This window comes from Cupriavidus sp. D39, assembly GCF_026627925.1.
In the GTDB taxonomy this organism is placed as follows: domain Bacteria; phylum Pseudomonadota; class Gammaproteobacteria; order Burkholderiales; family Burkholderiaceae; genus Cupriavidus; species Cupriavidus ulmosensis.
This window is the reverse complement of sequence record NZ_JAPNLE010000009.1, coordinates 1,111,777-1,125,794: the sequence shown is the minus strand read 5'-3', so window position 1 is coordinate 1,125,794 and position 14,018 is coordinate 1,111,777. Positions and strand designations below refer to the sequence as shown.

The following is a 14,018-nucleotide window of genomic DNA, read 5'->3' as shown; positions in this document are numbered from 1 at the left end:
GCCTTATTGCAATTGCGCCTTCGCCAGCTCGCCCAGCTTGGCCACGGCGGCTTCCACCGCATCGCTCCACAGGTGGCCATAGTTCAGCCGGATGCAGTTGCGATAGCCTTGGCGTGCTGAAAAGATCGGGCCCGGCGCAATGCCGATGCCATGTTCCAGCGCCGCGCGATGCAGCGCCAGCGCATCGAATCCGGCGGCAAACTCCACCCACAGGAAGTACCCGCCGGCGGGCTGCGAGACCCGCACGTTCTCCGGGAAATGCCGGCCGATCGCCGCGATCAGCTGGCCCTGCTGCATCTCCAGCAGATGGCGCAGGCGCCGCAGGTGCTTGTCGTAGCCGCCGTTCTGCAGGTACTCGGCCAGCGCCACCTGCGTGGGCACGCCCGCCGACAGCGTGGTCATCAGCCGCAGGCGCTTGATCGCCTCGCCATACCGCCCGGGCGCTACCCAGCCCACCCGGAAGCCCGGCGCCAGCGTCTTGGAAAACGAGCTGCAATGCATGACCAGCCCTTCCTGGTCGAAGGCCTTGGCGGGCAGGGGGCAGCGATTGCCGAAATACAGCTCGCCATAGACGTCATCCTCGATCAGCGGTACGCCGTGGCGTGCCAGCAAGGCCACCAGCGCCTGCTTCCTGGCCTCGGACATGCTCGCGCCCAGCGGATTCTGGAACTGCGTCATGAACCAGCAGGCCTTGATCGGATGGCGCTGGAGCGCGGCATCCAGTGCGTCCAGGTCGATGCCTTCGCGCGGGTCCACCGGGATCTCCACCGCGCGCAGGCGCAGCCGCTCCAGCGCCTGCAGCGCGGCATAGAAGCCGGGCGATTCGATCGCCACCACGTCGCCGGGCTGGGTCACCGCCATCAGGCACAGGTTGAGAGCTTCCAGCGCACCGTTGGTGACGATGATCTCGTCGGTGGGCTGCGGCGCGCCCGCGCCGAGGTAGCGCAGGCCGATCTGCTGGCGCAGGGCCAGGTGGCCGGCGGGCATGTCGTTGACCGAATACCAGGGATCGAGCTCGCGTCCGGCCCGGGCCAGGGATTTGCCCAGCCGCTCCCAGGGGAACAGTTCGGGCGAAGGGAAGGCCGAGCCAAGCTGGATGAGCTGCGGATCGCGCGCGGCGTCCAGCACCGAGAAGACCAGCTTGGAAATATCGACATCGGTCGAGACCTGGTGCGAGGGTGCGAGGGCCGCACGGCCGGTTGCGGCAGTGGCCGGCCGACCTGGCCGGTCACGTAGTAGCCGGAGCGCTCGCGTGCCCGCACCAGCCCGCGCTCCTCCAGCCGGTAGTACGCCTGGAACGCGGTGGCCGGGCTCACGCCGAACTGTGTCACGGTCTTGCGGATCGACGGCATCTTGGCGCCGGGCGGCAGGTTGCCGTTGCGAATGTCCTTGGCCAGCGTTTCCGCCAGTTCTTCGTAGCGCTTCATGAGGGCAGGGGGCGTTGCCGTGGAAAAGGACGGGCGCAGTATCAGGCGCTCAAACTGATACGCAAAATTATCGCAGATCTGATTCTGTTATTCCTTGCCAGCCGACGCCATAATCCCCCGTAACTACCAAAAGCCAAAGCGCCGCAAGGTCACGCGGCGGTTGGCAAGCATGTAAGGAAGAGCGAAATGAACCCCTTGAGATTGGTGCTGACGGTGTTGTGGGGATTTTTGGCCTGCGCAAGGGCCAGGAACATATGCGCGACCTGCAGGCCGTGCGGCCGGTGCCGTTGATCCTGACCGGCGTGGCGCTGGCAGCGGGGCTGGTGCTGCTGCTCGTGTCGCTGGCCCATTGGGCGGTGACGCACGCCTGAAACGCGAGCCCGTCAATCCATCCCGTGCCCACGGGGCCATCCAGGCCCGCAACCACGAAGTACAGCCCGCTGCGTGCGGGCTGTGCACATTCGCCGCACTGAACGCCAGCGCGGCGCTTAAAACGATAATCAGCCCCATGCGCTTTGCCATAAGGCGGTTTTCCGCTTCCGTTGCCTTTGCTGTCCTATTGCTGGCGCCATGCTTCGCGGCGGCGGCCGACGCCCCCGGCGCCGCGCAGATCGAGCGTGGCCGCTACCTGGCCAAGGTTGCCAACTGCGCGGCCTGCCACACCAGCGCCGGCGGCGCGCCCTTTGCCGGCGGCTTGCCAATGAAGACCGGCCTCGGCACCGTCTATTCGACCAACATCACGCCGGACGTGGACAGCGGCATTGGCGCTTACTCGTTCGAGGAATTCGACCGCGCACTGCGCGAGGGCGTGGCCAGGCATGGCAAGCGGCTATATCCCGCCATGCCTTACCCGTCCTACGCCAAACTCGCCGAGCTGGACGTGCAAGCGTTGTACGCCTACCTGCGCACCGAAGTGAAGGCCGTGCGGCAACACGCCGCCGAGCCCGAAATGCGCTGGCCGTTCGGCATGCGCTGGCTGCTGCGCGTCTGGAACTGGCTGTTCCTGGAGTCCGGCCCGGTTCGCACCGACGCGGGCCAGAGCGTCGCGTGGAATCGCGGCGCTTACCTGGTCCAGGCGGTGGCCCACTGCGGCGCCTGCCATACGCCGCGCGGCACGCTGATGGCCGAGAAGGGGCTGGATGAGCGCAGCCGCCACTTCCTGGCCGGCGCCAGCGTGGAGGGCTGGGCCTCCACCAACCTGCGCGGCGATCCGCGCACCGGGCTGGGCAACTGGTCGCGCGAGGACATTGCCGAATACCTGCAAACCGGCCGCAACACGCACGCGACCTCCTTTGGACCGATGTCCGAGGTGATTGCGTCGTCCACGCAGTTCATGACACGCCCGGACCTGGAGGCCGTTGCCGCGTACCTCAAGTCAGTGCCCGGAGCGCGCAGCGACGAAACGCCATATGTCTATGACGCCAGCACCGCCGACACGCTCGCGCAGGGCCGTTTCGACGCCACCGGCGCGCGCCAGTACGCCGAGTTCTGCATGCCCTGCCATGGCGCCAACGGAAAGGGCTTTGCCCGTGTTTTCCCGCCGCTGGCGGGCAATCCCACCGTGGTGGATCCCGATCCGTCCTCGCTGGCCAACCTGCTGCTCGATGGCGCCGTGACCGCGCACGTGGGCACCGCGGCCACCGATTACCACATGCCCGGCTATGGCTGGACGCTGGACAACCAGGAACTGGCGAACGTGCTGACCTTTATCCGTACGGGCTGGGGCAACCAGGCCAGCCCGGTCAAGGAATCGACTGTCGCTGCCCGCCGCGCCGCGCTCGGCCGCCAGCGGGACGCCGCCGCATCCCGTTGAGCCCGCGCGCCACCCAAATCAAGCGAATCCTATTGCCATGACCATCACGCGCAGAGATTTCCTCAACGGCGCCGCACTCACCATCGCCGCGGGGCTGGCGCCCTCCCAGCTATTGCAGGCCGCCGAACGTGGCGCCGGCTACCCGCCGGCGCTGACCGGGCTGCGCGGCAACCATGCGGGCACCTACACGCTCGCGCACAGCCTGGCCCGCGAGGGCGCCAAATATCCCGCCGTGATGGCGCGCGAAGTCTTCGACCTGGTGGTGGTGGGTGGCGGGCTCAGCGGGCTGGCGGCCGCGTGGTTCTACCAGCGCCGCTTTGGCGCCGGCAAGCGCATCCTGATCCTGGACAACCACGACGATTTCGGCGGGCACGCCAAGCGCAACGAGTTCACTGTGCGCGGGCAGAAACTGGTGACATACGGCGGCAGCGCCGAGATGCCATCGACCGCGCTGGACAGCCGCGCGGTGGCCACGCTGCTGGCCGGCCTCGGTGTGGACGCGAAGCGCCATCAGGCCGCCGAGCGCGACCCGTACCGCGAGCTGGGCATGGGCCGCTCGGTGTTCTTCGACCAGGAGCATTTTGGCCGGGACCAGCTGCTTGCCGGCGATCCGTTTGCGGGGCTGATCGATGCCCGCAATGGCATGGGCGCAGGCATGGGCGCGCAGCCTGCGGATGCCGCCGCCTTCAAGGCCTTCCTCGACCAGGCACCGCTGCCGCAGCAGGACCGCGCCGCGCTGGCGCGGCTGGCCGACGGCGGCACGGATTACCTGGCCGGCATGAGCGACGGCGAGCGGCTGGCCTACCTGAAGCGCACCAGCTACGCGGCCTTCCTGCGCGAGAAGGCCGGCCTGGGACTGGACGGCCAGCGCTTGTTCCGCAGCCGCAGCAACGATGCCTATGCGCTCGACGCCGACGGCGTGTCCGTGTTCGACGCGCTGGCCATCGGCTTGCCGGCCGGCAAGAGCATGCCAGCGCCCAGCCTCAACCAGCGCCTTGGCAAGTCGCCCGCGTCCAAGCTCTGGTTTGCCGATGGCAACGCCACGCTGGCGCGGCTGCTGGTGCAGAACCTGATCCCGGGCGTGGCAAGCATCGCCAGCCCCGACGCGATCGGCGCGGCTAGCTTCGACTACAGCCGGCTCGATAGCGAGGATGCAAAGGTGAAGGTGCGGCTGAACAGCACGGCCATCGCCGTCGAACCCGACCAGCGCATCACGCGTGTGACCTACGGCTGGAAGGGCAACCTGCACAGGGTCGAAGCCGCGCACGTGGTGCTGGCCGGCTACAACATGATGATCCCGTTCATCATGCCCGGCCTGCCGGATGCGCAAAAGCAAGCGTTGCGATCCGACGTGAAGGCGCCCGTGGTCTACACCAAGGTGGCGCTGGACAACTGGCGTGCCTTCGAGGCGCTCAAGACCAGCCGCATCCACGCGCCCGCCATGGCCTACACCGACCTGTGGCTGGAGAAGCCGGCCGGCGCGCGTCCGGCCGATCCGGTGGTGCTGCATATGCTCTATGTGCCCACCGTGCCGGACAGCGGCATGCAGGCGCGCGAGCGCTTTCGCGCGGGGCGCGCCTTCTTGCTGGGAACGCCATTCAGCGAGCTGGAGAAGGGCGTGCGCAGCCAGCTCGATCGCATGCTGGCGCCAGGCGGCTTTGCCGCCAAGGACGTCATCCGTGGCATCACGGTCAACCGCTGGGCGCACGGCTACAGCTACATGCCCAACAGCTTGTTCGAGGAAGAAGCGGCAGCGCAGGCCGTGCTGGAGCGCCTGCGCGCCCGCGCCGGCAACGTGGTGATCGCCAATAGCGACAGCGCCGGCAGCCCGTCGTTGACGTCCGCCATTGATCAGGCGTGGAGGGCGGTGGGCGAGCTGGCTGGCTGACCGACGGCCTCGCCGTCCAGGTTTTCGCAGATAAAGCGGCGCTCGCGCTGGTCGTGCACGTGGCGGTCGTATAGCTGCGACAGCTCGGTGAAGGTTTCGTACGGTTCCTCGAACCAGTAACGCATGATCTCGACGTCGTTGTTCAGGCTGTGGACGAAATGCAGGTGGCTGCGCTCCAGCGGGCGCAGGAGCAGGTTTGAGGCAGGGCGCCTCATGCCGCAATGCCAAACAGGCGGCGGCTGTTGCGGGTGCACTGCTCCGCCACTTCGCGCGTGGTCAGTCCCTTCAATTCGGCGACCGCCTGTGCGATCCAGGGGAGATTGGCGGGCTCGTTGTAGGGCCGCCGGTTCTTGTGGTTCTTCGGGCCGAGATAGGGGGCATCCGTTTCCAGGTGCAGCCGCTCGAGCGGGATGGCCTGCACGGCTGCTCGCAGCGCCTGGCCGCGCTTGAGATCCGTGACCCAGCCGGTGATGCCGATGTCCAGGCCTAGCGCTACGAAGGCGGCGGCTTCATCGGCTGCGCCAGTGAAGCAGTGCACCACGCCGTGGGCGCCCGCGCGCACGGCGGGTGCCACCATGGCGTAGAAATCCTCGAAGGCGTCCCGGCAATGGAGGAACAGCGGCTTCTTCCAGCGAGCCGCGGCCTCAAGCTGTGCCTCGAAGGCATGGCGCTGGTCGGCGGGCGTCGAGAAGTTGCGGTTGTAGTCGAGCCCGCATTCCCCGATTGCCACCACGCCAGGGCTCTCCCAAAGGGCCTGGAGGGACTGCAGGACCGCTGGCGACCAGTCCTTGGCGCCGTGCGGGTGGACGCCGGCCGTGGCAAAGAGGAGATGGGGATGCCGGCTGGCCAGGTCGCGTGCCTTCCGGCTCGATTCCAACGAGGTGCCGGTGGCGAGGATGCCGACCACGCCCGCTGCGGTGGCCCTCTCAAGGATCGCGTCGGTGTGCGGGGCGATCTGGGAGGAGTGGAAGTTCACGCCAATGTCGATCAGGTGCATGTCTCTGGCTAAGGGAGTGGGGTGGCTGGCGATACACAGGCGTGCAGTCTAACCAGGACAGTGCGAGGCGGTTGTTTGCGCGGTTGCTCGTGAACTATGCGTTGCGCAATGCAGACGCGCACTTGAAAAACTTCGCAGTGGTCTATATCTCTGTAGAGGAAGTGCGGCTGGCGCCGGTGTGCAACATTGTCACGGTGACGGCCTACCGCGAGTACCAGGCCAGGCGGATATCCCGGGGCTGCCGCTGGCAGGCAAGCGGACCTGGGCATCCGGGCAGGGAAATCGGCATCCGCCCCGCCAAGAGAAGAAGTCGGCCTTTCCGGGCCTGGTAGCCTGGCTGGCAAGAAAAAAACAAATGTGTATGTAAATCCTGACGGTACTTTCGGCCACAAATCTCGATGATGCCATATCGGCCTTTTGCATCACATTTAACGGGTAATTTGCCCGTTTTGTGGGTAAAAAGGGGCTATTGCCTAGCATGGAGTGGCCTGGCAACGCAAATTTAAGAGGGGCTGAAGGACCTCGGCGATGCGGTAAATAACTTTTAGCACGTGCTGCGTCGCACCAACGAAGGTAGAATATCGCCCTTTGGCCTAAACGAGCGCAGACCACCATACTGGGAGAACCCGGTAGTGGTGGCGTCAGCCATGCATCTCTCGACAGGTACCCATCCTGTGATGGGTCACAGCCAGAGGTGCGTTGGGTGTACCCTCGTACGGGCAACAGCAACAGTTAAGAAGTAATTCAGCAAGGGAGCAGCAGTTAATGGCGAGTGGCGCACAACGGACGGTGGCAGAAACAAAGACAGCATTGACCGGCAAAAAGCCTGTCGGCAGGGGTGCGGCGTCCACGACTCAAGCTGATCCCGCAACCGAAGCAACGGAGCGCAGCCAGCAACTGCGCGCACTGATCCAGCTGGGCAGGGAGCGAGGCTACCTGACGCACGCGGACATCAGCGACCATTTGCAAGGCAATTTCACGGACACCGCGGCGATGGAAAGCATCGTCAGCACGTTCGCCGAAATGGGCGTGACGATCTACGAGCAGACGCCGGATGCCGAAGCGCTGCTGCTGCGCGACAGCGCGGTCGCCGCCTCGGACGACCAGGCCGATGAAGAGGCGGAAGTCGCGCTCTCGACGGTCGACTCGGAATTCGGCCGCACCACCGATCCGGTGCGGATGTACATGCGGGAAATGAGCTCGGCAACGCTGCTGACCCGCAAGCAGGAAGTCGAGATCGCCAAGCGCATCGAGGATGGCCTGAACCGCATGGTGCACGCCATCGCTGCCTGCCCGTCCACCATTGCGACGATTCTTGAGCTGTCGGAGCGTGTCGCCCGCGACGAAACGCGTATCGATGAACTCGTCGACGGCCTGATCGAAGGCGAGGGCGAAGTCGCCGAAGCCGAAGACGACACCAGCCGCGACGAAGTCGTCACCGAGGATGAAAGCGCCTCGGACGAGCCCGTCGACGAAGGTGCGGCTGCGCAAGCCAACGAAACCGCCAGCCTGGCCAAGCTGCGTGACGATTGCCTGACCCGCTTCGCTCGTGTCGCCAATCATTTCGAAGCCATGCGCAAGGCCTACACCGCGCACGGCGTGGAGTCGGAAGGCTTCCTCATGGCACAGCTCGCGGTTCGGGAAGAACTCAAGTCGATCCGCTTTACCGCAAAGACCATCGAGCGCCTGTGTGCCGATGTGCAGACGGTGGTGGAAGAAGTGCGCGTGGTCGAGCGCCAGATCCTGCAGCTGATGGTCGAGCGTTGCGGCATGCCCCGTGAGGAGTTCATCGAACGCTTCCCCGGCAACGAGACCAATCTCGCCTGGGGCCGCGGGATCGCCGGCGAGTCGCGTTCGTACAGCGACTCCGTCTCCCGTAGCCTGCCGGACCTCGAAGCGCATCAGCAAAAGCTGATCGACATCCACGCCCGCGTGGTGCTGCCCCTGTCGGAGCTGAAGCTGGTGAATCGCCAGATGCTGGCGGCCGAGCGGCAGATGCGCCAGGCCAAGCACGAGATGACGCAAGCCAACCTGCGCCTGGTGATCTCGATCGCCAAGAAGTACGTGAATCGCGGCATGCAGTTCCTGGACCTGATCCAGGAAGGCAACATCGGCTTGATGAAGGCAGTCGACAAGTTCGAGTATCGTCGTGGCTGGAAATTCTCCACCTATGCAACCTGGTGGGTTCGCCAGGCCGTGACGCGCGCGATCGCCGACCAGGCCCGGACGATCCGGGTGCCGGTGCACATGATCGAGACGATCAACAAGCTCAACCGGATCTCGCGCGAAATCATGCAGCGCACCGGCAAGGCAGCGGATCCCGCGGCCCTGGCCGAGCGCATGGAAATGCCGGAAGAGAAGGTCCGTTCGATCATGAAGATCGCGAAGGAACCGGTTTCGATGGAAACGCCGGTTGGCGAAGACGGCGACACGAGCCTGGGCGACATGATTGCCGACTCCGACACCGCGTCTCCCGCCGAAGCCGCGTTGCACGCGAGCCTGCGCGCCACCGTGCGCGAGATGCTCGACGACCTGACGCCGCGCGAAGCCAAGGTGCTGCGCATGCGTTTTGGCATCGACATGTCTACCGACTACACGCTGGAAGAAGTCGGCAAGCAGTTCGATGTGACCCGCGAACGGATTCGCCAGATCGAAAGCAAGGCGATGAAGAAGATGCGGCATCCCAGCCGCGCGGACCATCTGAAGGCGTTCCTGAAGGAAGGCTAAGCAGGGTTCTGGTCCTGGCGCGCAGGCCGCGCCAGGCGAAGACAAGGCAAAGGGGGTTACGGCGAAGTAAAAAGCCGTAACCCCCTTCGTTGTTTCAGCCAGGCAAATACGTCTTCCACATGACGAGGGCGCCAAGGTTCAAGACAACGGTGCCCCAGAAGACCAGCTGGAACGGCTGCTTCCGATTCTTGTGGCGCAGCAGGCGCTGCGCGGCAAGCGCGCCCGGCCAGCCGCCGCACAGCGCCAGGAAGTGCAGCCAGGCCTCGGGCGTGCGCCATGCATTGCGTTTGGCGCTGTTCTTGTCGAACGCGTAGGCAAGGAACGCAACGGCACTCATCACAAGGCTGACGAGGCCGGCATATCGTGGCAGGTATCCCCAAAGGGCGCCGCCCGCAATGGCCATCAACGCCACTGCCGCCATGAAGGCAGGCAGCAGGGTTGCCCGGCTCGCCTGGCTCTGCCCCTTCGGCGCGCCCAGTATCGAGACGCTGGTAGCTTGCGTGCGGCCGTCCTTGCCCTTGCCCAGTTCAAACGTCACGCCGTCGCCAGGCTTGGGCTGGACGGCACGGCTCTGCAGCGCGGTGATGTGAAAGAAGATGTCGTTCAAGTCGGCATGGATGTCGATGAACCCATAGCCCTTGTCGGCATGCCAGGATTTGACGCGGCCCGCTTTTTTCATTTTTGTTTGTAGGTCTCTCGGCGGCGCACATTTTAACGCCACCCTTCTAAACACAACGTCTTAAATAATGCAGCATAGTCGTCGTAGTACCTCGTTTGGTCTCTTCCATTGCTGGAAGCAGGCGTCGACTGCCGAGAGAACTTCTACGAGGGTGGCGAAGTACCGGTTATGTAACCCCAGGCGCCGTGTCAGTTTCCATACGCGTTCGATAGGCGCCAGTTGCGGGCTGTATGGTGGCAGGAACAACAACGTCATGTGCCGCCTGTATTTGTGCAGTAACGGTTTGAGCAGAACGGCATGGTGGTACTTGGCGTTGTCCAGGACCACGACGATGCGCTTGCCGCGACGTCGATGGCGCAGTAGTTGGCGAAGAAAGGATGCAAACGTTTCTGCGTTGAAGACAGGGCATACCTGCCAGATGAAGCGACCCGTGCTCAGACTGACGGCGCCAAAACATGCCACCGACTTTCGCGTCGGCGCATGCATCAACACCGGATCGCGGATTTCCGGGGCCACCCACATGCGACAGCGCGATCCGTGTTGCTGGAAATGGCATTCGTCCAGGCTCCATAACTCAATGTCGTCGCGCTTTGCCAGTCGCCGCAGTTTTTTTACCGCCGCAACGCGAACAGGATCAGACTGGGCGACCTGCGGGCGCGGCTTGCGCAGCCGGAAACCCATCTGGCGAAACAGCCTCTGGCACTGCCGCACGCCCAGCTTGATGCCATAGCGCTGACGCAAGTGCTCCGATAGAACGGGCCCATCCCACAGGCCCGCTTCAAATCCGAAGTCGCGTGGTGTCTTGCGCAGATCCGCCTCGATGCGACGCCATTGCGAGTCATTCAACGCACGCGGGCGACCGGGCCGTTCACCTTCCCGCAATCCGTCGAAACCGCCCCGCTCGAAACGTCGGACCCATCGCTGAACTGTCGTGGCCGCTTGACCGAACATCTGGCCCACTTCAGTGCACGAGTAACCGATGCTGACCAGCAGCACCCCGTGCAGGCGGTGGTCATACCGCGACTCCTCGCTTCGCTCGATCTCCTGTCGAATCGCCAACTGCATGATCTGTGCGTCTGCAATCTCGAGTCTGCGCATGGCTGCCTCTCCATTAGAGTAACCACGCAATCATACATGCTGCAATACTTATGTCGTCATGTTTAACGCCAGCCTTCCAGCGCCACGCCTCGATGCGCAAGTGATCGCCCATGCTTCGTGCTCCAGCCCAGCCGGTGGCGCTCCTGCGTGCCCTGGTGCCACGCATCGTCCTCAATATGTAGGTGGCTGCGTATGCGCTGCAGGTATCAGGCGCGAAAGCGCTCAAAAAAACGCATGCCTAGCCTTGCAAATACGGGTGGGGCGATATTGAATGGATCGGGTCCGCCATGAACTGGCAATTCCCCTCCTTGTCGAGAACGTCCGGGATCTCACGTCACTCGTTCACGCTGATCTCGAGCCTTGGCAATCGCACAAGCATGGCCGTCCGACGGCAGGTGCCGCGCACCCGGCCAATTTCAGGAGTGCATGATGAACCCATCTCCCCCGAACAATTCACCGCCACACAGCAGGCCAACGTCGCTGTGATGTTCGGCCTGGTGAACAAGGCCTTCGATGGCTTCGAGAGACTGGTTGAGCTGAATCTGCAAGTCATGAAGTCGACGATCGTAGAGGCGCAGGAGAACTTGCAGATGGCGTTGTCCGCCAAGGGCCCGCAGGAGTGGCTCGCGCTGCAGGCCGGCCTGATGAAGCCCGTCGGCGAGAAGGTGCTCTCCTACAGCCAACGCCTTGGCGAGATCGGGGCGGCCACCCAGGCCGAGTTCACCAAGGTGAGCGAGGCGCAGTTCGAAGCGTACACGCGCCGCATGCAGGAGTTGGTCGATGCTCTCGCCAGCAGCGCCCCGGCCGGTTCGGAAGGCGCAGTGGGCACCCTCACCGCGGTGATCGCCGCAACCAATAAATTGTGTGAGTCGATGTACCAAACCGCGAAGCAAGCGGTCGAGGCCGCAGAGCAGAACTTCAGCACTGCGAGCCACACGGCATCCAAAACGGCTAAGCAGATCGTCGAGCACGCGTCGCGCACCGCCAAGGCTTGACCGAGAAGCAAGCCACCCGCAGCGGCTGATCTGCGCCCGTGCGATGCGGGGCAGGTGGCGCCTGCTTTCCTTGCCCAGCCTCGAACGCGTATTGGACGGTCGGCCCGGCGGGGAATTGCAGGCAATTGCAGGCAAGTGGCATGCGTGGGCTGGTGCTTCTCTGATGTGGGACGGGAAGGGCGGGCCTCTCGAGAGCGCCATCAGCCGTGCACCGGCTGGGCGGCCTCCACGCAGCGCTGTTCCGTTTCGTGGATGAGCTTGCGCAGCAGTGGATAGATCTGCGTCGCCCAGCGCCGGCCGGCGAACACGCCGTAGTGCCCGACGCCAGTCTGGACATAGTGGGATTTCAGGTTGGGCCGTAACGCGCTGCACAACTCCTGCGCCGCCTCGGTCTGCCCAACCGCGCAGATATCGTCGTTTTCCCCCTCGACCGTCAGCAGCGCCGTGTGGCGGATGGCGCGCAGGTCCACGGGCCGCCCAGCGACCGTCAAACAGCCTCGCGGCAGGGCATGCTGCTGGAACACCCGGCTCACGGTCTCGAGATAAAACTCGGCCGGCAGGTCCATCGTCGAAAAATAGTCGGTGTAGAAGGCCCGGATCGCCTCGGCCTTGGCCGTCTCGCCATCCAGCTTGTACTGGTAAGCCTGGATCAGCGAGGCAATATGCCGATCCAGGTTCATGGACAGGAAGGCGCACACCTGCACGAAGCCGGGGTAGACACGCCGCATCGCTCCCTCGAAGCGTGCCGGCACGGTGTCGATCAGGTTGGCCTCGAACCACGCGAGCGGGGTGCGTACCGCCAGTTCATTGATGCGGGTCGGATTGATGCGCGTGTCGATCGGCCCGGCCATCAGCGTCATGCTGCGCGGTAGCGCAGGATCGCGGTCTTCGGCCATCAGCGCGACGGCGGCCAGGGTGGCCACCGCCGGCTGGCAGACCGCCACTACGTGCGTTCCTGGGCCGAGCCAGCCGAGCAAGCTGATCAACTGGGCGACGAACTCGTCAAAGCCGAAGGACCCGCAGGACAACGGAATGTCGCGCGCGTTATGCCAGTCGGTGAGATAGACATCGTGGTCTGCCAGCATTGTGGCTGTCGTGGCGCGCAGCAAACTGGCGAAATGGCCCGCCAGAGGCGCGATCAGCAGCACACGTGGTTGTCCGGGCGTGATGTCCCGCCTAAAATGCAAAGGGAGCAAAACGGCGTGGCGAGCACCACCTCTTCGCTCACCGCAACCCTGTCACCGCTGGCACCGCTGGCACCGCTGGCACCGTTACCTCGGACCGCGGGGATGTCAAAAGGGGGCGCTCGTGGCGCAGGCGCACTAGCGAACTCCATTCCAGGAGCGCGCACCACTCCCGCGCGAATGCGGGCCCGGACGCAAGCATTGGCGACGCAGCGCAGGACGCGGCTGCATCGTCGGTCGCCGACTGCAGTGGAGCTATCAGGTCGGCCAGCATCTGGTACGCCTGGTAAATCATGGGGTGACTCACAAAACGCACATCGGCAGCCACGCTGCGATACGCCGCTGCGATACGCATGACGTTGCGTCGATATTACTAAGTCACTCCTTTATATCTCAGAGTTCGCCATGTCAAGGACAACCCTGACCATCAACAGCAGGAACTATGGCGCGTGGTCGCTGCGCGGCTGGCTGCTGGCGAAATTCAGCGGGATGGATTTTGAGGAGATCCTGGTGCCGGTGACGGACGCGGCCAGCCGCGCGGAACTCTTGCTGCTGTCGCCCTCGACCCTTGTGCCGCGACTGGAACACGAGGGTGTCACGATCTGGGATACCCTGGCCATTGCCGAGTATCTGAACGAAGTGCGGCCGGAGGCTCGGCTTTTGCCCGAGGACCGCATTGCCCGAGCTCACTGCCGGGCGATTTGCGGCGAAATGCATTCGGGATTCAGCGCCATGCGCGCAGCCTTGCCGATGAACCTGCGTGTCCACCGCTCCGGTTTCAAGGTCTGGTCGCGCGCCCAGAGCGATATCGATCGGATCACCGCCATCTGGCGCGAATGCCTGTCGGCTTATGGCGGGCCCTATCTGTTCGGAGCGCGCACCATGGCCGATGCCATGTATGCGCCAGTCGTCACCCGGTTTCGCACCTACGAGGTCAAGCTTGATGTGGTATCGGAAGGCTATTGCCGCACGATCATGGCGTTGCCGGAGATGCTGGAATGGATGGAGGCGGCAGGGCGGGAGCCCGAAGAGATCGACGAGCTGGATATGGAGTTCTGAGCGGCCAGGATACCTGCCAGGCAAAGAACGGCGAGAATCGCGGCACACAAGCGCTGCATGTGCGTGGAGTGCTGCGTCGAGGGGCACGCCGACGTGGTCGGCGCGATCAATATTTTAGGCGGGGCACGCCCAATTTGCCTGTCGAGACATC

11 protein-coding genes and 2 pseudogenes are annotated in these 14,018 nt (G+C 64.4%); 7 read left to right on the top strand and 6 right to left on the bottom strand.

The genetic code is table 11. The features are described from left to right. Positions 1-3 precede the first annotated feature (3 nt). Positions 4-1,427: pseudogene (locus OMK73_RS17075) on the bottom strand (PLP-dependent aminotransferase family protein). Positions 1,428-1,645: 218 nt separating this feature from the next. Between OMK73_RS17075 and OMK73_RS17070 the strand changes: the two are divergent. From OMK73_RS17070 to OMK73_RS17060, 3 genes are all read left to right on the top strand, one after another. After that, entirely contained in the window at positions 1,646-1,798 is a 153-nt protein-coding gene (locus tag OMK73_RS17070) for a DUF2970 domain-containing protein (RefSeq protein WP_267603050.1), read from the top strand. A gap of 137 nt (positions 1,799-1,935) precedes the next feature. Next, on the top strand, positions 1,936-3,240 hold the full coding sequence (locus OMK73_RS17065; RefSeq protein ID WP_267603049.1) for a cytochrome c: 1,305 nt from the start codon (positions 1,936-1,938) through the stop codon (positions 3,238-3,240). 37 nt (positions 3,241-3,277) lie between these two features. Then, positions 3,278-5,128: an NAD(P)-binding protein gene (locus OMK73_RS17060; protein ID WP_267603048.1), complete on the top strand. Its 1,851-nt coding sequence runs from the start codon at positions 3,278-3,280 to the stop codon at positions 5,126-5,128. Here OMK73_RS17060 and OMK73_RS17055 read toward each other — a convergent pair. Further along, positions 5,128-5,343: pseudogene (locus OMK73_RS17055) on the bottom strand (spermidine acetyltransferase); the annotation flags it as partial. The gene OMK73_RS17060 and the pseudogene OMK73_RS17055 overlap by 1 nt on opposite strands. After that, positions 5,340-6,125: a TatD family hydrolase gene (locus OMK73_RS17050; protein WP_267603047.1), complete on the bottom strand. Its 786-nt coding sequence runs from the start codon at positions 6,123-6,125 to the stop codon at positions 5,340-5,342. The pseudogene OMK73_RS17055 and the gene OMK73_RS17050, both read right to left, overlap by 4 nt. Positions 6,126-6,166: 41 nt before the next feature. Between OMK73_RS17050 and OMK73_RS17045 the strand changes: the two genes are divergently transcribed. Both OMK73_RS17045 and rpoD read left to right on the top strand, forming a co-directional pair. Next, a complete protein-coding gene (locus OMK73_RS17045; protein ID WP_267603046.1) occupies positions 6,167-6,457 on the top strand; it encodes a HipA domain-containing protein in 291 nt (96 codons plus the stop codon). 433 nt (positions 6,458-6,890) lie between these two features. After that, positions 6,891-8,852, top strand: coding sequence for an RNA polymerase sigma factor RpoD (rpoD, locus tag OMK73_RS17040; protein ID WP_267603045.1), 1,962 nt, complete (start codon positions 6,891-6,893; stop codon positions 8,850-8,852). A 94-nt stretch (positions 8,853-8,946) separates the two neighbouring features. Here rpoD and OMK73_RS17035 read toward each other — a convergent pair whose 3' ends face one another. Together OMK73_RS17035 and OMK73_RS17030 are read right to left on the bottom strand one after the other, a co-directional pair. Continuing rightward, positions 8,947-9,531, bottom strand: coding sequence for a cold shock and DUF1294 domain-containing protein (locus OMK73_RS17035; RefSeq protein ID WP_267603044.1), 585 nt, complete (start codon positions 9,529-9,531; stop codon positions 8,947-8,949). A 60-nt stretch (positions 9,532-9,591) separates the two neighbouring features. Next, complete coding sequence (locus OMK73_RS17030) at positions 9,592-10,629, bottom strand: IS630 family transposase (RefSeq protein ID WP_267601124.1); 1,038 nt, start codon at positions 10,627-10,629, stop codon at positions 9,592-9,594. A 377-nt stretch (positions 10,630-11,006) separates the two neighbouring features. Here OMK73_RS17030 and OMK73_RS17025 point away from each other — a divergent pair, with 377 nt between their 5' ends. Continuing rightward, entirely contained in the window at positions 11,007-11,624 is a 618-nt protein-coding gene (locus OMK73_RS17025; RefSeq protein WP_267606414.1) for a phasin family protein, read from the top strand. A 200-nt stretch (positions 11,625-11,824) separates the two neighbouring features. On the opposite strand, the gene phaZ is transcribed toward OMK73_RS17025, so the two are convergent. Then, positions 11,825-12,772 (bottom strand): polyhydroxyalkanoate depolymerase, encoded by a 948-nt coding sequence (phaZ, locus tag OMK73_RS17020; RefSeq protein WP_420715543.1) that lies wholly within the window; start codon positions 12,770-12,772, stop codon positions 11,825-11,827. A 441-nt stretch (positions 12,773-13,213) separates the two neighbouring features. Here phaZ and OMK73_RS17015 point away from each other — a divergent pair, with 441 nt between their 5' ends. Next, the gene (locus tag OMK73_RS17015; RefSeq protein ID WP_267603043.1) at positions 13,214-13,867 is read left to right on the top strand and encodes a glutathione S-transferase family protein; all 654 of its coding nucleotides are present in this window, start codon (positions 13,214-13,216) and stop codon (positions 13,865-13,867) included. Positions 13,868-14,018: the final 151 nt, after the last annotated feature.

What these genes read in the sequence shown, in the direction of transcription:
- OMK73_RS17065 (WP_267603049.1), top strand. Translation starts at nt 1,936, where the DNA reads ATGCGCTTTGCCATAAGGCGGTTTTCCGCTTCCGTTGCCTTTGCTGTC.
- OMK73_RS17060 (WP_267603048.1), top strand. Translation starts at nt 3,278, where the DNA reads ATGACCATCACGCGCAGAGATTTCCTCAACGGCGCCGCACTCACCATC.
- OMK73_RS17050 (WP_267603047.1), bottom strand. Translation starts at nt 6,125, where the DNA reads ATGCACCTGATCGACATTGGCGTGAACTTCCACTCCTCCCAGATCGCC.
- rpoD (WP_267603045.1), top strand. Translation starts at nt 6,891, where the DNA reads ATGGCGAGTGGCGCACAACGGACGGTGGCAGAAACAAAGACAGCATTG.
- OMK73_RS17035 (WP_267603044.1), bottom strand. Translation starts at nt 9,531, where the DNA reads ATGAAAAAAGCGGGCCGCGTCAAATCCTGGCATGCCGACAAGGGCTAT.
- OMK73_RS17030 (WP_267601124.1), bottom strand. Translation starts at nt 10,629, where the DNA reads ATGCGCAGACTCGAGATTGCAGACGCACAGATCATGCAGTTGGCGATT.
- OMK73_RS17025 (WP_267606414.1), top strand. Translation starts at nt 11,007, where the DNA reads ATGGCCGTCCGACGGCAGGTGCCGCGCACCCGGCCAATTTCAGGAGTG.
- OMK73_RS17015 (WP_267603043.1), top strand. Translation starts at nt 13,214, where the DNA reads ATGTCAAGGACAACCCTGACCATCAACAGCAGGAACTATGGCGCGTGG.